Below are 21,104 nucleotides of genomic sequence, written 5' to 3'. Positions count from 1 at the left end.
CGGGCTCTGCGCCGGGCAGTGGCGGACGAGTGGTTCGAGGCGTACGTCCGGGCTGTGCCCTTGCCTGTCGGCGCGCGCTCGTATGCTCACTGCATGACGGATCACCACGCCGCTCACCAGCCCGCAGGCTCACCCGGACGACCGGACGGACGGCCGGCACGACCCACCGAGAACGCCATGCGCCGCGCCCTCAAGCGGGCCCGCGACGGGGTCGCGCTCGATGTCGGTGAAACCGCCGTGCTGCTGCAGGCGCGCGGGGGCGACCTGGAGGACCTGTGCGCGTCGGCGGCCCGGGTGCGGGACGCCGGGCTGGCGGCGGCGGGCCGGCCCGGGGTCATCACGTACTCGAAGAGCGTGTTCATTCCGCTCACCCGGCTGTGCCGGGACAAGTGCCACTACTGCACCTTCGCCACCGTGCCCGGGAAGCTGCGGCGTGCCGGGCACGGGATGTTCATGTCGCCGGACGAGGTACTGGACATCGCGCGGCGCGGGGCCGAACTGGGCTGCAAGGAAGCGCTGATCACGCTCGGCGACAAGCCCGAGGACCGCTGGCCGGAGGCGCGGGAGTGGCTGGAGGCCGAGGGGTACGACGACACGATCGCGTACGTACGGGCCATGGCGATCCGCATCCTGGAGGAGACCGGGCTGCTGCCGCACCTCAACCCCGGGGTCATGACCTGGACCGACTTCCAGCGGCTCAAGCCGGTCGCCCCGTCGATGGGCATGATGCTGGAGACCACGGCCACCCGCCTCTGGTCCGAGCCCGGCGGGCCGCACCACGGGTCGCCGGACAAGGAGCCGGCCGTGCGGCTGCGGGTGCTGGAGGACGCCGGGCGCAGTTCCGTGCCGTTCACCAGCGGGCTGCTGATCGGGATCGGGGAGACGTACGAGGAGCGGGCGGAGTCGCTGTTCGCGCTGCGCCGGATCTCCCGGGCGTACCACGGCATCCAGGAGCTGATCATCCAGAACTTCCGCGCCAAGCCGGACACGGCGATGCGCGGCATGCCGGACGCCGAGCTGGACGACCTGGTCGCCACCGTGGCCGTCGCCCGGCACATCATGGGGCCGTCGGGCTGTCTGCAGGCGCCGCCGAATCTCGTCGACGACGAGTACGGGCGGCTCATCGCGGCCGGGATCGACGACTGGGGCGGGGTGTCGCCGCTCACGATCGACCACGTCAACCCCGAGCGGCCGTGGCCACAGATCGACGCTCTCGCCGAGAAGTCCGCGGCGGCGGGTTTCGAGCTGCGTGAACGACTGTGTGTGTACCCGGAGTTCGTGCAGCGCGGCGAGCCATGGCTGGACCCGCGGCTGCTCCCGCACGTACGGGCGCTCGCCGACCCGGAGACCGGCCTGGCGGACGAGGACGCGCCCGTGCAGGGGCGGCCCTGGCAGGAGCCGGAGGAGGCGTTCACGGCCGCCGGACGCACCGATCTGCACCGCACCATCGACACCGACGGGCGTACGAGCGACCGCAGGGACGACTTCGACGAGGTGTACGGCGACTGGGAGGCCCTGCGCGAGGCCGCCGCGCCCGGCATGGTGCCCCAGCGGATCGACACGGACGTACGACAGGCCCTGGCGACCGCCGCCGACGATCCCACCCGGCTCACCGACGACGAGGCGCTGGCGCTCCTGCACGCCGAAGGACCGGCGCTGGACGCGCTCACCCGGATCGCCGACGACGTACGCCGGTCGGCCGTCGGCGACGACGTCACGTACATCGTCACCCGGAACATCAACTTCACGAACGTCTGCTACACCGGCTGCCGCTTCTGCGCCTTCGCCCAACGGCGCACGGACGCCGACGCGTACACCCTCTCCCTGGACCAGGTCGCCGACCGGGCGCAGCAGGCGTGGGACGTCGGCGCGGTCGAGGTGTGCATGCAGGGAGGCATCCACCCGGACCTGCCCGGCACGGCCTACTTCGATATCGCACGGGCCGTGAAGGAGCGGGTCCCGGGCATGCACGTGCACGCGTTCTCGCCGATGGAGGTCGTCAACGGCGCGACGCGGACGGGGATGTCGATCCGCGAGTGGCTGACGGCCGCGAAGGAGGCGGGGCTCGACTCCATCCCCGGGACGGCCGCGGAGATCCTCGACGACGAGGTGCGCTGGGTCCTGACGAAGGGCAAGCTGCCCACCGCTACCTGGATCGAGGTCATCACCACCGCGCACGAGCTGGGCATCCGCTCCTCGTCGACGATGATGTACGGGCATGTGGACCAGCCCCGGCACTGGCTCGGCCACTTCCGTACGCTCGCCAGGATTCAGCAGGCCGCGCTGGAGGCCGGGCGGCAGGGCTTCACCGAGTTCGTGACCCTGCCCTTCATCCACACCAACGCACCGGTCTACCTGGCCGGGATCGCCCGGCCCGGGCCGACCACCCGCGACAACCGTGCGGTGACGGCGATGGCCCGGCTCCTGTTGCATCCGCACATTCCCAACATCCAGACCAGCTGGGTGAAACTGGGGGCGGACGGTGCGGCGGAGATGCTGCGCTCCGGTGCGAACGATCTGGGCGGCACGCTGATGGAGGAGACCATCTCCCGGATGGCGGGGTCCAGTTACGGCTCGTACCGCTCGATCCAGGACCTGGTTGCGATCGCGGAGGCGGCGGGGCGGCCGGCGAAGCCGCGTACGACGCTGTACGGGGAGGTGCCGGAGGAGCGCGTGGCGGCCGCGGCCGCTTCCGACGGACACCTGCCGGAACTGCTGCCGGTGCTGACGGACTGAGCGGGTGCGCGGCCGGTCTGTGTATTGAGCAGGTGCGCGGCCTTCCGCGTACTGAGCGGGTGCGCAGCCGGTCCACGGGCTGAGCGGGAGCCGGACCGGCCCGCGGGCCGAGCTGGTGCGCGGACCGGTCTGCCGAGCCGGTCCGCGCGCTCGGCCGAGACGCCGGTCAGTCGCTGCGCTCGCCCAAGACCCCGACCGGTCCGCGGGCTGCGCCGAGGGACGCGCACCGGTCCCTTCGCTCAGCCCGTGCGCCTCAGAAGTGCCACGGTCAGCCCCTTCAGCCGCTCGGTTCCGCTCACCTTGTAGTGCGCCCGCAGGGCCTGCGCCTGGGCGTCGGGCAGCGCCTGCAGCGGATCCCAGGCGGTCCCGAGCGCCACCACCCAGACGCGGCGTTCGTTCCCCACGCACCGGGCCGGAACCGGGCAGTCGGCCGACGACAGGTCATGGCGGTCGGCGGCCGATTCGGCGAGGAAGACATCGCGCATCTTCAGCTCGCGGGACAGGTAGAAGCCGATGCCGACGCCGAGCATGCGCTCCTCCGCCCGGTCGTAGACCACCGCGTCACCTGCGACGTGGAACTTCTCGATGGTCCGTGCCGCTCCCTCGTAGTCCAGGCCCTGCCAGGAGTGCCCGTTCGCCTCCCGGAGCGGCTTCTGATCGGGAAGCGTGAGCAGCGCGAGTACCACCAGGGCCGCCGCGATCAGCTTCCGGGATCGTGCCGCGGCGAGTCCCGCCCCGGCCAGCACGGCCCAGGCCGGGAGGACGAACAGCAGGTACCGGGGGTAGAAGTACGAGACGTCCCCGTGCGAGACGGCCCAGAGCACCAGCGGGGGCAGCACCGCCACCGCGGTGCCGAACAGGGCGGCGGCACGGTCCTCCCGCCACGCGATCACGGCAGGGATCATCATCGCCCCGGCCAGCAGGCCGGACACGTACAGCTGAGGCCACACCGTGAGCAGACCCCAGGCGTCGGGTTCGGGGATCCACGAGATCTGCCGTCCGGCCTGCGCTCTGCCCAGCAGCAGCACGGGTGCCGCACAGGCCACCCCGGCCAGTGCCGCGGCGGAGAAGCCGAACAGCACCCGGCGCTCGGAACGGGCCCGCCAGGCCACCGCGGCCAGGTGCCCGGCCACCACGGTCAGTGCCAGCAGGTGCAGCAGCCCGACGACCGCCAGGGACAGGGCGTAGCCCGCCCAGCGCCACCGGTTCGCCGGGCGGTCCAGGGCACGCAGCAGCAGCAGGGTGGCCAGTGCGACGGCGCAGACCACCAGGGCGTACGGGCGGGCCTCCTGCCCGTACCGGCTGACCGCGGGGATCAGGGCGAACAGCAGGCCGCCCGCCAGCCCGGCGAGGCGGCCGAACAGCCGCTGCCCGATCAGTGCCACGCAGGCGGCGGCACCGGCCATGGCCAGGGCCGAGGGCAGGCGCACGGCCGCGGCGGAGTCCCCGAAGACACCCATCCACCCGTGCAGGAGGAGGTAGTACGCACCGAGCACCGCGTCCACATGCTGGACTGTCGCCAGAAGTTGACCGGTGCTGCGGGAGGCCACGTCCCAGCTGGTCAGCTCGTCGCCCCACATCTGCGGCCGGCCGATTCCGTACATCGCCGCGGCGAGGGTGGCCAGCGCCGGCCACATCCATACGCCGGGCGACGCCGGGGCCGGGGCCGGCTTCTCCGGGCGTTGCGCGGCCTCCGGCGCACGGTCCTGGTCCGCGCCGGTGCTGCCGGTGCCGCCCGTGCCGTCGGCGACCTCCGTGCCGCGTGTGCCGTCGACGTCGTCGGGGTCCTGGTCGGTGCGCGGCTTCAGGCCCTGGGCCGCGGAGGAAGGGAGAACAGACATGCCGAAACCCTTAGTGGACCCTTCTCGTCCGGCGCCTCGCAGGACCTGCTCGCCCGGCCGTTTTCCCCCGTTCGGCCCCTACCGACGGCCGCACCGATGGCCGCCCGGGTACCGCTCACGGCCGGCCCGTCTTCATCCGGCGGTTCCTGCGGGCCCGCACGTCGCACCGGGAGATCCATCATGAACAGTGATCAAAACCGGCCTGAAGGGCGACGGGTCACATACCGTTTCACAAGCCGTTCCGGCTTGATTCCGCCCATGAACCGATCTCATGCGGTCGATTAAAGTGCTGCGCACGAGAGGGGAGGGGACACCGCGTGACGACAGCAGCCACAGCCGTCTGGGGCCGTGCCGAACAGCAGGACTTCCGCGCCCGGGTGCGCGGCTGTCTGCTCGGTGCGGCCATCGGCGACGCGCTCGGCGCCGGAATCGCGGAGCTCACGGTCGAGGAGATACGCACCGGTCACGGCCCCGAGGGTGTCACCGACTTCGTCCCCGCGTACGGCCGCCGCGGCGCCGTCACCGCCGCCACCCAGCTGACCCTCTTCACCGTCGACGGGCTGATACGCGCCCAGGTGCGCCGCGACACCGGCGCCTGGCATCCCCCGACCGATGTGCACCGCGCCCATCTGCGCTGGGCGGCCACCCAGCGCGACTGGGGGCCCGACGAGCGCCGCAAGGACAACGGCTGGCTGGCCCGCGAGGAATGGCTGTACGCCCGCCGCGACCCGGCCCCCGCCTGTCTCACCGGACTCGGCGACGAGACGCTCGGCACCCTCGACAAGCCCAAGAACCCCACCGCGCGCGACGCCGGGGCCCTCGTCCGTTCCGCGCCGTTCGGACTGCTCGTGGGCTGGGAGCCGCAGCTGGTCTGCCAGCTCGCCGTCGAGTGCGCGACGCAGACCCACGGCCACCCCACCGCGTATCTCTCGGCCGGCGCCCTCGCCGTCATCGTGCACGGCCTGGCCCGCGGCGAGACCGTCGACGGCTCGGTCCAGCGCGCCCTCGCCCTGCTCACGCCCCGCCCCGGCCACCAGCCCGTCACCGACGCCCTGAAGCAGGCCCTAGGCGCCGTACGCCAGGGCATCCCGAGCCCCGCCCGTATCGCCGCCCTCGGCGACCCGAACAACGCCGAGGACGCCCTCGCCGTCGCCGTCTACGCCACCCTCGTCAGCGAGGACATCCGCCACGGCCTGCGCCTCGCCGTCAACCACGACGGCCCTTCGCAGACCACCGGCACCGTCTGCGGCGCCCTCCTGGGAGCCCTCCACGGTGAAACGGCCCTGCCGCCCGCCTGGCTCGCGGAGCTGGAGGGCCGCCCCACCATCCTCGAACTCGCCGACGACTTCGCGATGGAGATGACCCAGGGCCCCGCCCTCCACGGCCCGGCGGTCTCGGCCCAGGGCTGGCTGCAGCGCTACCCGCGCGGCTGAACCGCGGAACGTCACCGAAGACGGAACGTCACCAACGCCACCAAAGACAGAAACGCCACCAAGACAGAGAGGGTGGGCGGGCCCGTACCGGCCCCGCCCACCCCTGATCACCGAGCCGGCTACTCCTTCGCGGCCGGCTGCGTCACCGTGTCGCCGGCCGTGGCCGGCTGCGGGACGGCTGCCGCGCCCTCCCCGTCCCCGCCCGGGTTGAGCTGCGCGAGGATTCCGTCCCGCTCCGGGGTGTCCTCCGGCTTCACGTAGCCGATCAGGACGAAGAGCAGCAGCGAGACCGCGAGCGGGATCGAGACCTGGTACTGCAGCGGGACGCCGCCCTCGACGTTCCAGCTGATCGGGTAGTTCACCAGCCAGAACGTCACCAGGCCCAGGCCCCAGCTCAGCAGCGCCGCCGTCGGGCCGCTCCTGCGGAACCACGGGAGCATGCCGAGCATCAGCGGGATCGCGATCGGGCCCATCAGACCCGCGACCCACTTGATGACGACGGTGATGATGTCACCGAAGAAGTCCGAGTTGACCTGGGTCGCGATGGCCATCGACAGGCCGAGGAAGAGGAGCGTCGACCAGCGGGCCGCGAGCAGTCCGGCGCGCGTGTCCCACTCCCGGACCTTGCGGGAGACGGCGGGCATGATGTCGCGGGTGACGACCGCCGCGATCGCGTTGGCGTCGGAGGAGCACATTGCCATCGTGTGGGAGAAAAAGCCCACGACGACCAGGCCCAGCAGGCCGTGCGGCAGCAGCTGTTCGGCCATGATGGCGTACGAGTCGGCCGGGACGACGTTCTTCTCGTCCGCCAGGATCACCGGCGCCACCCACATCGGGAAGAACAGCACCAGCGGCCAGATCAGCCAGAGCAGGGCGGACAGCCGTCCGGAGCGCTCGGCGGACCTGGCCGAATCGGTGGCCATGTAGCGCTGGGCCTGGTTCCACATCCCGCCGTTGTACTCGAAGGTCTTGATGAAGAGGTACGCGATCAGGAAGACCATCATGTACGGGCCCGCCAGCGGCTCGGTGTGGCCGGACATCACCGGCTCGTCCCAGACGTTCCAGAGGCTGCTGAAGCCGCCGAGCTCGGCCATGACGGCGATCAGCATCGCGATGCCGGCCACGAACTGGATGATGAACTGACCCAGTTCGGTGAGTGCGTCCGCCCACAGGCCGCCGACTGTGCAGTAGACGGCGGTGACCGCACCGGTGATCAGGATGCCCATGTTGAGCGAGACGCCGGTGAAGACGGAGAGCAGGGTGGCGATGGCCGCCCACTTGGCGCCGACGTCGACGATCTTCAGGAGCACGCCGGACCAGGCGAGGGCCTGCTGGGTGGGCAGGTTGTAGCGGCTCTTGAGGTATTCGAGCGGTGAGGCGACGTGCAGGCGTGAACGGACCCGGTTGAGGCGTGGGGCGAAGAGCCGGGAGCCGATGGCGATACCGACGGCGATGGGGAAGGACCAGGTGACGTACGACGTCACGCCGTACGTATAGGCGATGGCTGCGTAACCCGTGAACATGACAGCGCTGTAGCCGGACATGTGGTGCGAGATGCCCGACAGCCACCACGGCATCTTGCCGCCGGCCGTGAAGAAGTCGCTGACGTCGTCCACACGCTTGTGGGACCAGATACCGATGGCGACCATCACGCCGAAGTAGCCGATGAGCACGGTCCAGTCGAGACTGTTCATGTCCCCCTCCAGGGGTCCGCCTTGTGAACGCCGTTCATGGTGTGGCCATTTGAGCGGCTGCGACAACGCGTCGAAGAGTCAAGAGCAAGTAAAACTGTTCGGATTATTGACCTCGGTTCACACTCGTGATCAACGGGAAAGTGAAAAAGGGCCGCACGCGGCGATGTTCGCCGGTGCGGCCCGGGTGGCGAGCGCTGTGCGCTATCGCATCAGTTATCGCATCAGTTCTCCCGCGTTGACCAGCAGCGACTGGCCCGTGATCGCCCTGGCCCGGTCGGAGGCGAGGAACGTCACGGCCTCCGCGACGTCCCCGTCCGTCGCCAGCTCCGGCAGCGCCATCCGCTCGGTCAGCCGGCCGAGCACCTCGGACTCCGGGACCCCCTCGGTGTGCGCGGTGAACTGTACGTACGCCTGGACCGGCGGCCCCCACATCCAGCCGGGCAGGACGGTGTTGACCCTGATCCGGTGCGGTCCCAGCTCGCGTGCGAGCGAGTACATCGCGGAGGTGAGCGCACCCTTCGATGCCGCGTACGCCGCCTGCCGCACCTGGGACGGCGCGGCCACCGCCGACTGTGTGCCGATGATGACGACCGAGCCGCCCCGCTCCTTGAGTGCGGGCAGGCAGGCGCGGGTCATGCGCAGTGTCCCCAGCAGATTGACGTCGACGACCTCCTGCCAGGTCGCGAAGTCGGCGTCTTCGAGGCCGCCGAAGTAGCTGTCCCAGGCTGCGACATGGACCACCGCGTCGATGCCCCCGAACCTCTCCACCGCGAGCGCCGCCAGGGCCTCGCACTGTGCCTCGTCGGTGATGTCGGTGGGTCGGTGGGCGGTGTGGGCGCCCTCGGGGTCGATCTCGGCGGCGGTCTTGGCGAGGTTCGCCTCCGTACGGGCGCCGAGAACGGCGTTTCCCCCGTCCCGTACGACGGTTGCGGCGATCTGGTGTCCGAGCCCGGCGCCGACGCCGGACACGATGACGGTCTTCCCCTGCAGCAGCATCTCGGCGCCTCCCGGCTCTGGTTCTTCATCTGACGGTGCGTCAGAGTAGGTCTGTCCGCCGGATGAGGGAAGGGGAGCGTCGTGAGTGAGGACACCCGGTCCGAGGTGTATGCGGAACTGGCCGCCGTCGGGCCCTATGGAGTCCACCCGGGCCATGCCCTGATCACCATGGTCGAACCGCATCCCGGCCATGAGTACGCGTACAACCGCTGGTACGAGGACGACCACTACTACGCGGGCGCGATGGCCATGCCGTGGATGTACGCCGGCCGGCGCTGGGTGGCGACCCGTGAGCTGCAGCTCCTGCGCTACCCCGAGAAGTCGGCGGTCGCCCAGCCGGTGACGGCCGGCTGCTACATCTCCACCTACTGGATCACCGACGGCCGCTACGACGACCACATGAAGTGGACCGTCGGCATCAACAAGCGGTTGAACCGCGACGGCCGCGTCCATCAGGCCCGTACGCATGTGTTCACCGCTTTCCAGGACCATGCGGCGACCGTGTACCGGGACGGGGCGGCGGGGCCTCGCGACTATCACGCACTCGACCATCCGTACGCGGGGCTGGTCGTCGAGGTGATCGACGCGGAGGGGCCGGAGCAGCGGGCCGAGCTGCTGGTACGGCTGCGGTCGAGGGAGTTGCCCAGGCGGCTCGCCGGTTCCCCGGCGGCGATGGTGACGGTCTTCCGGCCGACACCGCTGCCGCTGGACCGGATGACGTACGTGAAGCAGGTGGAGGGCGTCGACACGCGGCTGACGCTGCTCTGGTTCCTGGAGCGGGATCCGCGTGAGTGCTGGGACGAGCACTTCGCGGATCTCGACGCGGGGGAGCTCGGGAGGGTCGAACTGGTGGCGCCGTTCATTCCGACCGTGCCGGGCACGGACCGCTATGTGGACGAGCTGCGCTGAGCGGCGCCGCGTGGGGCTGAGCGGGGCCGAAGGGGGCGGAGTGGGTGGAGTAGGGCCGAACAGGGCCGAGCCCCCTCGGCCGGGACGGCGGACCAGTCGAGAGGGCTCTGTTCGTTGAATCCGGCTGCTCGCCGGATCCGGTCTGTCCTGGGATCCCGTGAGTACCGTGGTCCGGTCTGTACCGGGGGCCTGTGGGTACCGAGATCCGTCCTGCCGGTGGAACCTCTAGAGCGAACCCTTGGTCACTCCGTGCACGAACGCGGTCCACGAGCCGGGAACGAAGGTGATGGACGGGCCCTCGGGAGCCTTGGAGTCCCGTACGGCGATCGCCTGCACGACAGGGGACTTGACTTCGACGCATGCGCCATTTCCGCCGGAATAGGAGGATTTGATCCAAGTGTCCGTGGCGCCCTGGTGAATAGCCATGTCTTTCTCCGGTTCCGTGTTTCGACGGTGCGGCCGACGTTCTTGACGGCGTGATCACGACGCTACTTGGCACGCTCGACGGATGAGAACGTCCGTTCACTCGACCGGATGGCATATTCCAATGTGCTCTTCCGGGAAAAGGTCGCGAAGGTGTACTGTGCGCCCTCGCGCCTCCCATGTGGAGTTTGTACGGCCCGCGAGGGGCGTTCGTACGTTACTTCGCGTACGTCTTGGCGATGTCCTCGATGAACTCCCGGGTGTGGTCCACATTCAGTGCCTGGGCCCGCAAATGCTCGTACATCACGGTGTATTTGTGGACGTCATTCGCCTTCTCCAGGTAAAGATCACTGGTGACGCCCTCGATGTAGACGACGCTCGAATCCGAGGTGTCGGGGAACTCCAGGATGGCGTAATGACCGGTGATGCCCGGATGGGCGCCCATGCTGAACGGCAGCACCTGGACCGTGACATGGGGCAGCTGCGACTGCTCCACCAGGTACTCGAGCTGTTCGCGCATCAGCTCCTTGTTGCCCACCACCCGGCGCAGCGCGGCCTCGTCGACCACGGCCCACAGCCGCAGCGGACTCTCGGGCGCGGCGACCCGCTCCTGCCGGCGCATCCTGACCTGGACGCGCTTCTCCACATCGCTGACCGGGGTCTCCGGCAGCGCGCCGGTGATGAGCGCCTCCGCGTACTCCCGGGTCTGGAGCAGTCCGGGCACGATCTGGGGCTCGTAGACGCGGAGACTGGCCGCGTCCGTCTCCAGGCCGATGTAGACGCTGTACGGGATGTCGCCGAAGGCATGCCACCAGCCCTGCTGGCGGGAGTCCTTGGCCATCTGCATGAGCGAGTCGACGACCCGGTGGTCCTCGACCTCGTACACCCCGCAGAGGTCGCGCACATCGCGCTGGCTGATCGACCGCCGGCCGTTCTCCAGTCGGCTGATCTTCGACTGGGAGACGAGCAGGCGCTCCGCCACCTCCTCCGCGGTCATGCCCTTGAGTTCGCGGAGCCGGCGCAGCTCCTGACCCAAACGGCGGCGCCTGACGGTGGGGTTGACGTTGGACGCCACGGGAACTGCACCTCCGGCTTTGTTGCTGTGCGTATCTACGTCTCAGCAGACTGCCACCAAAGGTGCTGGCCGCGCTGGGAAATGACGACACGCGCGCACAATGCGGGGGACAAAGTGAGTGCGCGGGGCAGTCGTGTCGACTGCCCCGCGCACTCGTGCGGCTCCCGAACCGGGTCTGGGGACGACGGCGGTGCGGCGGTGTGGTTGCTTCGTGTTGCTCAGTGCTGCTTGGTGCTTGGTGCTGTTCAGTGCGCGGCGACGCGGGCCATGGTCCCGTGGCGCGGCTGCATCGGTACGGCCGACTGGCGGCCGCCCGCTGCGGGGTTACGGCGGGGCTGTGCGGCCGCACCGTTCTGGACGTCCATCACGGCGTGCGCCACGAGACCGCCCATGGGGTCGTGCCTGATCAGATCCCGGAGCCGGGAGCGGGAGGACCGCCCCTCGTTGCCGGGGTAGAGGTGCTTGCCGAGACCGACCGCGTGGGCCAGCGCGGCGAGCGCCGCGGTCCGCGGGTCCGGCGGTACGCCGGTGCGGATCGCACTGTCCAGCCGGGCCCTGATTTCCCGGCTGATCGCCGTGTCCGTCGCCTGATAGCGAGTCGTCGGCAGCACCCCGCACATCTGTCCGGCAACGGCATGCACCATGCCGCACCTTTCCAGATGCGAAAGGTAGGTCTGGCGCAGCCCCAGCCGGGGCCCGCCGATCCAGTGGACGGCCCGAACCGGGCTGCCGCGTCTGCGCAACAGCTCCAGTGCGGAGTCCAGTGTCGGATCTCCTGTCGGCCGTGGCATCACCACGGCGATACGATCCCCGTCTGGGGCTATCCGTCCTGCCAGAGCCAGCTCCACTAGCTGTGCTCCGGCCAGGCCGAGGTCGAGCGACTGCGGCTGCGCTGTGGTACCCGTGGCCGGGTCCAGAGCGAGCAGCAGAAGCTCCTCCGGAATAGTTCTGCGGCTCCTGCCCATCCATGCCTCCCCGCGTGGATGAATGACAGGGTGACCCCTCTCACATTGGTCTGTCGAGAGCGCCTGGGTGCTTCGTACGGGAACCGGCAGGTATGTCGTTCTCGTCTAGCACGGGGGCCAAGTGCTCACACAGGACACTGGTAGATGGTTCGGACAGCGATGACGGCGGTGACATCGCTTCGGCGGTGCACGAGCATGGCGCATGGAGGAGGCACGGTGGCGGGCGAGTCCCCCGACAAGTCGGAGCAGCAGAAGTCGTCGGGGGAGACGACTCCGAGCGAACGTGATCCGCGGCTTGCCGTGGCCCGTTCGGCGGGGGCGCCCACCGAGGGACGGGTAGACCAGCCTACGGCCGTGTTCAGGACGCCGCCGTCGGTTTCGGAGACGTCGGCCGCGGAGCCGTCGTCTTCGGACAGCGACGGGGACGCCCCGGAGCCCGAATCCGGTTCCGGCTCCGAATCCGGTACTGGTTCCGGTTCCGAATCCGGTACTGGCTCCGAATCCGGTTCCGAATCCGCTTCGGCGGCTGAGCGCGACGCGGCGGAGGACACGCCGGCCGGCGATGCCCGGCTCCGTGCGGCGGTGGCGGCGTGGGTCTCCACGGAGGCTACGAAGGCGGCGGAGACGGCGGAGACGGCGGAGGGCAAGGCCGAGTCCACCGAGGACGCGACGCCCCGTGAGGGCGCTTCCGGCGACGACGCTGTCACCGGTGACGCGGACGGCCCGGAGGGGCCGGAGGCGAACGCTGCCGCCGACGAGGCGGAAGGTGCGACGGCCGAGGCCGATGACGCTCCCGCCGAAGCCGAAGCCGAAGCCGAAGCCGAAGCCGAAGCCGAGCCTGAGCCCGAGGCTGAAGCTGAGGCTGAAGAAGACGATTCGGCTCCGGCCGAAGAGGCTGCCGAAGACGACTCGGCCGAGCCCGAGGACGACGCCGCGGACTCGGACGGTCCCGAGGAGGAGACCGCGGCTCCCGCGTCCCGCAAGGCGGTCGACGACGCCGACGAGCCCCATGACGGCGCCGACGAAGCCGACGACGCCGACGAGGGCAACGCCAGGGTGCCCAGCTGGGCCGGTGCCAAGCAGGACGACAAGCAGGACGACAAGCCTGCCCTGAAGGCGTCGCAGAAGGCCGCTGAGGAGGCGGCCGAGGGCGATGGGGGAGATGAGTCGGTCGACCGGCCCGTCGACCAGCCGACCGCCGTGTTCAAGGCGCTGCCGCGGCCTGCCGTGGATCAGCCGACCACCGCCCTGAAGGTCACCCCGCCGCCCGCGAAGTCGACGCCGAAGCCGGACGCCGCGCCCGAGCAGACCACCGCGCTGAGGGTCACCCCGCCGCCCGCGAAGCCGAATCCGAAGCCGGCACCGGAGCGCGAGTCCGAGCCCAAGTCGCCCAACTCCGCGCCCAAGTCCACGCCCGAGCCCGAGGCCGAGCGGACCAGCCAGTTCGTGCCGCTCCGCCGGGACGACGCACGGCCCGTCGCCGCGTCCCCCGCCGCCGCGTCCCCCGAGACCGCCGCCCCCGCGTCGCTCACCGAGGCCGAGCGGACCAAGCAGCAGCCGCTGCCGCCCAGGCCGCCGCTCGATCTGCTCGCCGAGCTGACGAACACCCCGCCGCCGCCTCAGACCCCGGTCCGTACCGCGGTCCGCCGGGTCAAGATCTGGACGCCGCTGGTCGTGCTGCTCCTGATCGTCTTTGCGGTCGTGCAGGCCGTACGCCCGCTGCCGGCCCCCGCTCTGTCGCTGACGGCGAAGCCGACGTACACCTTCGACGGCGCGGCCCCGACGCTGCCCTGGCCCGCCAAGGGGCAGGCCTACGTGGCCGCGTCCGGGCTCGGTGCGCTGGGCAGCTCCGGTGAGCAGACGCCGGTGCCCATCGCGAGCGTGACCAAGTCGATGACGGCGTACGTGATCCTCAAGAACCACCCGCTGAAGCGGGGCGAAGAGGGTCCGATGATCGAGATCGACGCCAAGGGCGAGTCCGAGGGACAGCTCGACAAGACGGACAACGAGTCGACGCTCAACACCGTCAAGAAGGGCGACAAGATCAGCCTGAAGGCCGCACTGTCGGCCATCATGATCCCGTCCGCCAACAACATCGCGCGCCAGCTGGCCCGCTGGGACGCGGGCTCCGAGGAGGCGTTCGTCAAGAAGATGAACGACGCCGCCAAGGAGCTCGGCATGACCAACACGACGTACACGGACCCGTCCGGTCTGAACGCGACGACGGTCAGCACCGCCGAGGACCAGGTCAAGCTCGGCCTGAAGCTGGTCGAGATCCCGGCCCTGATGGACATCACCAAGCTGCCCAAGTGGACGGACCCGTCCGGCACGGAATGGCGGAACTACAACGAGCTGCCGCCGTTCGACGGCGCGCTGGGCATCAAGACCGGCAGCACCACCAAGGCGGGCGGCAACCTCCTCTTCGCCGCCCACAAGATGGTCGGCGACACGGACCAGCTGATCGTCGGTGCCGTGCTCGCTCAGCACGACGTCCCGATCCTCGGCACCGCGATCAAGGCGAGCAAGGACCTCATGCTCGCCACTCAGGACGCGCTGAAGTCCGCGACGATCGTCAAGAAGGGCCAGGTCGTCGGCACGGTCGACGACGGCCTGGGCGGTTCGGTGCCGGTCGTCGCCACGAAGGACGTGGCGGCGGTGGGCTGGTCGGGCCTGACGGTGAAGCTGAAGCTGACGAACGGCGGCAAGGCGCTGCCGCACGCCGCAGCGGCCGGCACGGTCGTCGGTTCGCTGACCGTGGGCCAGGGCGCAAGCCAGGTGACGGTGCCGGTGGCGCTGCAGGACGAGCTCGTGGAACCCGGGTTCGGCGCCAAGCTGACCCGCCTGGGCTGACATCGGCGGCCGGACGGGGGCACGATCTTTCGCGCCCCCGTCCGCCGCATCGGCACCGTGCTAGCGTCCCCGGATCCGGACCCCGGGGCAACTTGCGGAAGCCGGGACGGCGTCCTCGAGCACGGGAAGCGAACCACGGGAGCCGCAGTGACCACCGCCGAGCCGACACGTGCGGACGAGAGCATCGCCGCGAGGGGGCCGCGAACAGCGAGGCCGCGAATAGGGCTGCCCGCATTCCGCTCCGAGGCCTCCTCGGCTTCCGAGACTTCTACGAGTTCCGCGGCTTCCGAGACATCCACGACTTCCGGGACCTCCTCGGCCTCTGAGACCTCCTCGGCCTCCGAGAACTCCTCGACGGAGCCCAAGCGTGCTCCGTCCGCTCTCTGGGCGCGCCTCAGCCGCCATCCTGTCCTCGTCGCGACGGTCCTCGCCGGGTTCCTCCATCTCCTCTGGTTCTTCTTCTTCGCCAACAGTGGCGGTGACATCGCCGCGCAGGACGCCTGGGCCGAGTTCGTCGGCCGGCACCCCGACTCCGCGTACAACCTCGCCTGGTACGGAGGCATGCACCCCGTCTCGTACAGCGTGGTGTCCCCGTATCTGATGTCCCTCCTCGGCGTGCGGACGACGATGATGGTCGTCGGCACGCTCTCCGCCGCCCTGACCGCGCTGATCCTCACCCGCGTCCGTGCCGTCCGTAACCCGCTGGCCTGCGCGCTGGCCGGGGTGTTCGCGTTCCTGTGCAATGCGCTGTCCGGGCGGGTCACGTTCGGTCTGGGGATGATGTTCGCGCTGGGGGCGGTCGCGGCGGTGTTCTGCTGGCCGCACCGGTGGCGCTACAAACGGTGGGCGAAGGCCGCCGTCGCCGCGCCGCTCGCGGGTCTCGCGACCGCGTCGAGTCCGGTTGCCGGGCTGTTCCTCGGAGTTGTCGCGGCGGCGCTGTTCCTGAACCGGCGCCGGCCGGGTGCGTACGCGCTCGGGCTCGCCCCGGTGGTGGTCGTGGCGCTGTCGGCGTGGCTGTTCCCGTTCTCGGGTACGCAGCCGATGTCGTTCGCGTCGACGTCGCTGCCGTTCCTCTTCGGGGTCTTCGTGCTCGTCCTCGTACCGAAGGACTGGCGGACGGTCCGCACCGCCGCGGCGGTGTACGCCCTCGGTACCCTCCTCACCTTCCTCGTCGACTCACAGATCGGGTCGAACGTCTCGCGGCTCGCGATGCTGTTCGCCGGCGTGGTGCTGCTGGCCGCGCTGCCGTACGCCGTGCCGCGCTCCCGCAGGTGGTACGCGCTGGTCCTCACCTTCGCCGGGCTCAACTTCTGGATCGGTTTCAAGAGCGTCGACGACATCGTCCGTACGGCCCCGGCCGCGTCCTGGACGCGTGAACTCGCGCCGCTGGTGAACGAGCTCCAGGAGGTCGGCGCGGAGAAGGGCCGCGTCGAGGTCGTCCCGGCCAGCAGCCACCGGGAGGCGTCGGCGCTCGCGCCGTACGTCAATCTCGCCCGCGGCTGGAACCGGCAGGCGGACATGGAGCGCAACCCGCTCTTCTACGACGACACCCTCAGCGCGGCCAACTACCGCGAATGGCTGGACCGCTGGGCCGTGCACTACGTGGTGCTGCCGACGGGCAAACCGGACTCGGGCGGCGGGCAGGAGGCGGAGCTGATCGAACAGGGCCAGCCGTATCTGAAGCGGGTCTGGTCCGACGCGAACTGGCAGCTGTTCGCCGTCCGGAACCCGATGCCGCTGGCCGATCCGCCGGCGACGGTGGACCGGGCCGGCGCCGGTGAGCTCACGATCCATGTGAAGACGGCGGGCCGGGTGCTGATCCGCATCCCGTACTCGCCGTGGCTCGGCCTCGTCGACGGGGAGGGGCGGAGCGTGGAGCAGCCGGAGGAGACGGAGGCGTCGAAGCTGCGGGAGGACGACGCGCCGAAGACGTTCGTGAACGTGTCCGGCTGCCTCATGAAGGCGGAAGAGGACGCGGCGGGCGACGAATGGACGGAACTCCTCGCCCCGCGCCCGGGCGTCTACCGCCTGGCAGCGCCGTATCAGCTCCCGCGCGGGACACCGTGCCCGGAGGAGCTGCGCGACGCGGAGGAGTGAGGCGGCTGGGCAGCCCCCGCGCGGCGCCGTAGCCGAAGGCTCCGGCGAGCAGACCGGTGGACAGCAGGGACACGGCCACCGAGGAGCCGGGTGCGCCCTGGCCGGCGAACTCGACATCGCAGTCCTCGGGGCGGCAGAAGAGGTGCCACCGCCCGGAGTGGCCTTCCAGACGGTGATCGACGTCCCGCTGGTCGCCGCTGTCGCGCCCGGCCTTCCGCTTCTCGCTTGTCCGGGGGGGGGCACGTTGCTGACGGCGCGCCCGGGGACCGGGTTGGCACTCCGCCACGTGGCCGGGGGCCGGTTGCGCCCGGACCCCCGGCCGTTGGGGGGGTTCAGGCGATGGGGAAGGCGATGTCGCAGACCTCGTCCGTCGCGGTCGCCGACTCCCAGTCCGCGAAGTACACCTCGCGGCAGGGGCCCGTGATCGTCAGGCCCTCGCGGGTGATCCACGCCTCGACCGCGTCGTACGCCGAGATGATCTGCGGGTACGCCACCTGCGCCTTGGTGATGCGGGTGTACGCGAGCCGGCCCGCGGGCTCGACGCGCAGCACGGCGCCGAGGCCGTTCGCCGACGCCCAGGCCTCCGCGGCGCGGGCGTCGGTGACGGGGACGCAGGCCTCTGCCGGGCCGTCGCTGTCCGGGGACACGTCGGCGTGGTACGCCACGTACGGCGCCCCCGCGATGCCCCCGCACTCCTCGGCTGCCTTCTCCAGGCGGCCGAGCGCCGCCGGAATCCAGCTCGGCAGCTCGTCCTCCCGCACGTGCTTGTGCTCCGCGAGCACCGCCTGCTCGGGTACGTCCATCGTCTTGATCTCGTACATCATCGGTCTCCTGCCCGAAAGCCGTTCACGGAGATGAGCCACAAGGGCGCCCTGTACGGCCCGGCGCTCCTCCACCTCGGCCCAGTACGCGGCCAGCGCCGTCGCGCCCTCCGCGCCCGGCAGCTCCACCACCTCGGCGATGCGCGCCAGCGGCATGTCGATCTGCCGCAGCAGCGCGACGAGCCGGGCGCGCTCCACCTGGTCCTCGCGGTACCAGCGGTAGCCCGTCGCCTCGTCGACGTACGCGGGGGCGAGCAGACCGAGCCGGTCGTACAGGCGCAGGGCCTTCGGCGAGAGCCGCGCCCGTGAGGCGAAGGCCCCGATGGTGAGCAGGGAGTCGTCGTGCACGGGCCCATCCTCCGTCACCGGACGGCAGTTCCGTCCGGCACCGAGGACCATGTGCCCTGCCCCAGGGGCAAGGTCAACCGCACGGCGTTCGGCGGAACGATCACGCATTGATACCGCGTTGATACCGGCTGATGCCTACCGATCGGTATGAACCTCGTTGCATAGTGGCCCGCATGGTCTGCGACAAATGCGGTGGCACGCACAGGGGCGCGCTGCCGGGAATGGTGTCGGACACCTGCACCGTCGATGCCGCGCCACCCGGCCGGGCGGCCAAGGAACCGCTCTTCGAACGAACGATGCTCATGGGCGCGGGAGTTGTGCTCTCCCTCTGCGTACTGATGCTGAGCGCCACACTCCTCGCGACCGCGGACGGTGACGACGACCGCGTCGACGACGACGTGAACCCGGCCGTGGACGGCGTCGCGCTGGGCGGACTGCCGGACCGGGTCGGCCCCACCTTCGTACCGCAGGACTCACCGTCGCCGAGCGCGACACCGTCCAGGGCGAGGCCCACGTCCGAGCAGAAGCCGAAGCCGAAGCCGAAGCCGAAGCCTTCCCGGTCCGGTACGCCCAGGCCGTCGCCCGAAAGACGCTGGTTCAGCGAGTGGGCAGGACCCGGCTGCGCGAACGGCGTGCGCACGTACGGTCGCTTCTCGGACGGCGGCTACGGCTGGTACGAGGTCGACTCCGGGGGCCACGAGGGGAATTCGTGCGACGGCCGCTTCATCGCCGTCCCCATGTCCGGCGACCGCGACCGGGACCGCGGCAACACGGTCACCTGGAACTGGCGCCCGGGCACCGGCTACACGCGGTGCTCCGCGGCGGTGCACATTCCCTGGAGCCCCCGCGACGAGGACGTCGCGGGTGATCCGACGCGCTACCACGTACTGGCGGACCCCGGAGCTTCGGGGAGCATCCTCGCGGCCTTCGAGATCGACCAGCGGTCGATGCGCGGCGGGGTCGTGATCGTGAACGATCTCCCGCTCCGGGAAGGGGAGTTCACTATCCAGCTCGTGGACCGCGGGCAGGACTGGGGGTCCGGGGACCTCGACGGCGCGCATCACGCCGCCGCCCAGATCCGGGCGGACTGTACGGCATGAACGCGTTCTCGCCCCGTGACGTGTGAGGTTCCTGCATAGTGAGCTGGTATGGCGTGCGATCGTTGCGGCAGTGAAAGGCACAGCCCACTGCCGGGCATGAGGTGTCCCGACTGCGGATTCGTGGTGCAGGGCAGTAGCAGTAAGGGTGCGGGTCCGTCGTGGGTCGCCCGTGAGACGGTCGTCGGCCGGATCTCCCTGCTCTCCCGGTTCCGCAAGGGGCTGCTCGCTGCCGGAGCGGTGGTCGTCCTGGGCTGTTTCGTCGCGGCGGCCGCGATGCTCACCGGCTCCGACGCCGACGACGGCCGCTCTTCGGCGGACGGCGCGGATTCCATCGGGGGCGGGGGTGTGCCGACGCGGGTCGGCCCGACGTCGCTCCCGGACGAGGACGAGTCCGCGACATCGCCACCGGCCGGGTCCCCGACGTCGCCCGCTCCTGGATTCGAGCAGTGGGCCGGCCCGGGCTGCACGACGGGCCGCTACCGCGAAGTGGGCCGCTTCGAGAACGGCGTCGCGGCCTGGTACACCGTCCGCTCCGGCGGGCAGCGCGACTCCTCGTGCGACGGCAGCTTCACCGCGGTCCCCATGTCGGGCAGCGCCACCAAGGATCACGGGGGTACGGCGATCTGGAGCTGGGACCTCGACCGGAGCTACCGGCAGTGCTCACTCGCCGTGTTCGTGCCCAGCACCGACCACGCCACCGATGTGGCCGGCGACCCGACGCTCTACCGCGTCCTCGCCGACCCGGCCGACGTGACCTCCGGCTACACCGGTTTCGGCGTCGTCCAGACGGCCCACCGAGGCAGCCTGGTCCAGGTCGGCAGCTACCCCGTCAAGGGCGACAAGGTCTTCGCGGTCCAGCTCCTCGACCGCGGCCGTGACTGGGGCGCCGCCGCGCGAGTGGGAGCACACCATGCGGCGGCCCAGATGAGGCTGAACTGCCGCCCCTGACGGCCGGTGTGTCAGACCTCCGGCTGTGACCGGCTGGAGGTCTTCGCTGTGGTGTGCCCCCGACGGCGGGAGCGTCAGCTCGCCACGGCGGTCTCGAGCGGAGTCCTCATTCCCAGGCGATGGGCCAGGACCGCCGCGCGTACCCGGTTGGTCGTGCCAAGTTTCGTATATATGGCACTGGTGTGGTCCTTCACCGTCGCCGGGCTCAGATGCAGGCGGCGGCCGATCTCGGTGTTGGACAGCCCCGCCGCCAGCAGGGTGCAGACCTCGGCCTCGCGTGGAGTGAGTGTCCGAGCCCGCTCGCGGACCGCCGGGGGGATTCCCCCACGGCTGAGCAGACCGACCACCGTCCGGGACGCCGGTGCTGCCAGGACCCGGCCGCCGGTGGCCACCACGCGTACGGCGCTCACGAGCATCTGCGGACTGATGTCCTGCTCCAGGACTCCCGCGGCGCCCTTCAGGAGTGCGTCCGCGGTGAGGGAGTCGTCCAGCCGCTCGGCCAGGAGGACGACTTCGGGTGGGTCGTTGAGACTGCGCAGAGCTTCGATCGAGGACAGGGTCCGTGTCCGGGAGGGATGATCTCCCAGTACGACCACCCGCGGGCGAAGCCGCGCAGCTGTCTCGGTCACGGTGGATCTCTGGCAGGCGCCCACCACCTCGATGTCGTCTTCGTGCTCGAAAACGCTGCGCAGCCCGGCTTGAAAGAGCACTTGGTCGTGCGCGATCACTACGTCGATCATGCTTTCCCCCTGCTAGCGAGACGCACGAGGTCAGCGTGGTCTCACGCCGTAGCTTGCCTCTCATCGAGACCCCGATCAACTTTGCACAAGAAATTTGAGCTGGTCATGAGTCTTCTCACGTTCCGTCC

The 21,104-nt window shown here is 70.4% G+C and carries 15 protein-coding genes; 7 read left to right on the top strand and 8 right to left on the bottom strand.

The annotated features are described in order from the left end of the window. Positions 1–177: 177 nt before the first annotated feature. Entirely contained in the window at positions 178–2,736 is a 2,559-nt protein-coding gene (locus AC0699_RS30275; RefSeq protein ID WP_478666755.1) for a bifunctional FO biosynthesis protein CofGH, read from the top strand. Between the two features lie 239 nt (positions 2,737–2,975). Here the strand turns inward: AC0699_RS30275 and AC0699_RS30270 are convergent, their stop codons facing one another. Then, positions 2,976–4,577, bottom strand: coding sequence for a glycosyltransferase family 39 protein (locus tag AC0699_RS30270; RefSeq protein ID WP_478666663.1), 1,602 nt, complete (start codon positions 4,575–4,577; stop codon positions 2,976–2,978). Positions 4,578–4,894: 317 nt separating this feature from the next. Between AC0699_RS30270 and AC0699_RS30265 the strand changes: the two genes are divergently transcribed. Then, positions 4,895–6,010 (top strand): ADP-ribosylglycohydrolase family protein, encoded by a 1,116-nt coding sequence (locus AC0699_RS30265; protein WP_478666659.1) that lies wholly within the window; start codon positions 4,895–4,897, stop codon positions 6,008–6,010. 119 nt (positions 6,011–6,129) lie between these two features. Here the strand turns inward: AC0699_RS30265 and AC0699_RS30260 are convergent, their stop codons facing one another. Further along, positions 6,130–7,704: a sodium:solute symporter family protein gene (locus AC0699_RS30260; RefSeq protein WP_478666656.1), complete on the bottom strand. Its 1,575-nt coding sequence runs from the start codon at positions 7,702–7,704 to the stop codon at positions 6,130–6,132. 213 nt (positions 7,705–7,917) lie between these two features. Next, complete coding sequence (locus AC0699_RS30255; protein ID WP_478666655.1) at positions 7,918–8,700, bottom strand: SDR family oxidoreductase; 783 nt, start codon at positions 8,698–8,700, stop codon at positions 7,918–7,920. 81 nt (positions 8,701–8,781) lie between these two features. Here AC0699_RS30255 and AC0699_RS30250 point away from each other — a divergent pair, with 81 nt between their 5' ends. Further along, positions 8,782–9,609 carry a hypothetical protein gene (locus AC0699_RS30250; protein WP_478666652.1) on the top strand — a complete coding sequence of 276 codons (828 nt, stop codon included), beginning with the start codon at positions 8,782–8,784 and terminating at the stop codon, positions 9,607–9,609. Positions 9,610–9,834: 225 nt separating this feature from the next. Here AC0699_RS30250 and AC0699_RS30245 read toward each other — a convergent pair whose 3' ends face one another. From AC0699_RS30245 to AC0699_RS30235, 3 genes are all read right to left on the bottom strand, one after another. Then, the gene (locus AC0699_RS30245) at positions 9,835–10,035 is read right to left on the bottom strand and encodes a DUF397 domain-containing protein (RefSeq protein ID WP_453668697.1); all 201 of its coding nucleotides are present in this window, start codon (positions 10,033–10,035) and stop codon (positions 9,835–9,837) included. A 214-nt stretch (positions 10,036–10,249) separates the two neighbouring features. Beyond that, complete coding sequence (locus tag AC0699_RS30240; RefSeq protein ID WP_453668696.1) at positions 10,250–11,107, bottom strand: helix-turn-helix domain-containing protein; 858 nt, start codon at positions 11,105–11,107, stop codon at positions 10,250–10,252. A 245-nt stretch (positions 11,108–11,352) separates the two neighbouring features. Further along, positions 11,353–12,072, bottom strand: coding sequence for a GOLPH3/VPS74 family protein (locus tag AC0699_RS30235; RefSeq protein ID WP_469767120.1), 720 nt, complete (start codon positions 12,070–12,072; stop codon positions 11,353–11,355). A gap of 354 nt (positions 12,073–12,426) precedes the next feature. Here AC0699_RS30235 and AC0699_RS30230 point away from each other — a divergent pair, with 354 nt between their 5' ends. Together AC0699_RS30230 and AC0699_RS30225 are read left to right on the top strand one after the other, a co-directional pair. Beyond that, entirely contained in the window at positions 12,427–14,922 is a 2,496-nt protein-coding gene (locus AC0699_RS30230) for a hypothetical protein (protein ID WP_478666643.1), read from the top strand. A gap of 147 nt (positions 14,923–15,069) precedes the next feature. Then, positions 15,070–17,019, top strand: coding sequence for an MFS transporter (locus tag AC0699_RS30225; RefSeq protein WP_478666639.1), 1,950 nt, complete (start codon positions 15,070–15,072; stop codon positions 17,017–17,019). A 332-nt stretch (positions 17,020–17,351) separates the two neighbouring features. Here AC0699_RS30225 and AC0699_RS30220 read toward each other — a convergent pair whose 3' ends face one another. Further along, positions 17,352–18,239 carry a MerR family transcriptional regulator gene (locus AC0699_RS30220; RefSeq protein ID WP_478666637.1) on the bottom strand — a complete coding sequence of 296 codons (888 nt, stop codon included), beginning with the start codon at positions 18,237–18,239 and terminating at the stop codon, positions 17,352–17,354. A 122-nt stretch (positions 18,240–18,361) separates the two neighbouring features. Between AC0699_RS30220 and AC0699_RS30215 the strand changes: the two genes are divergently transcribed. Both AC0699_RS30215 and AC0699_RS30210 read left to right on the top strand, forming a co-directional pair. After that, positions 18,362–19,288: an adhesin gene (locus AC0699_RS30215; RefSeq protein WP_478666634.1), complete on the top strand. Its 927-nt coding sequence runs from the start codon at positions 18,362–18,364 to the stop codon at positions 19,286–19,288. 96 nt (positions 19,289–19,384) lie between these two features. After that, a complete protein-coding gene (locus tag AC0699_RS30210; protein ID WP_478666631.1) occupies positions 19,385–20,236 on the top strand; it encodes an adhesin in 852 nt (283 codons plus the stop codon). 74 nt (positions 20,237–20,310) lie between these two features. On the opposite strand, the gene AC0699_RS30205 is transcribed toward AC0699_RS30210, so the two are convergent. Continuing rightward, a complete protein-coding gene (locus AC0699_RS30205) occupies positions 20,311–20,976 on the bottom strand; it encodes a response regulator transcription factor (RefSeq protein WP_478666627.1) in 666 nt (221 codons plus the stop codon). Positions 20,977–21,104: the final 128 nt, after the last annotated feature.

It is taken from the genome of Streptomyces sp. NPDC043870 (genome assembly GCF_056435785.1).
The sequence above is the reverse complement of the archived record's forward strand: the minus strand, read 5'-3'. Positions and strand labels throughout refer to the sequence as shown.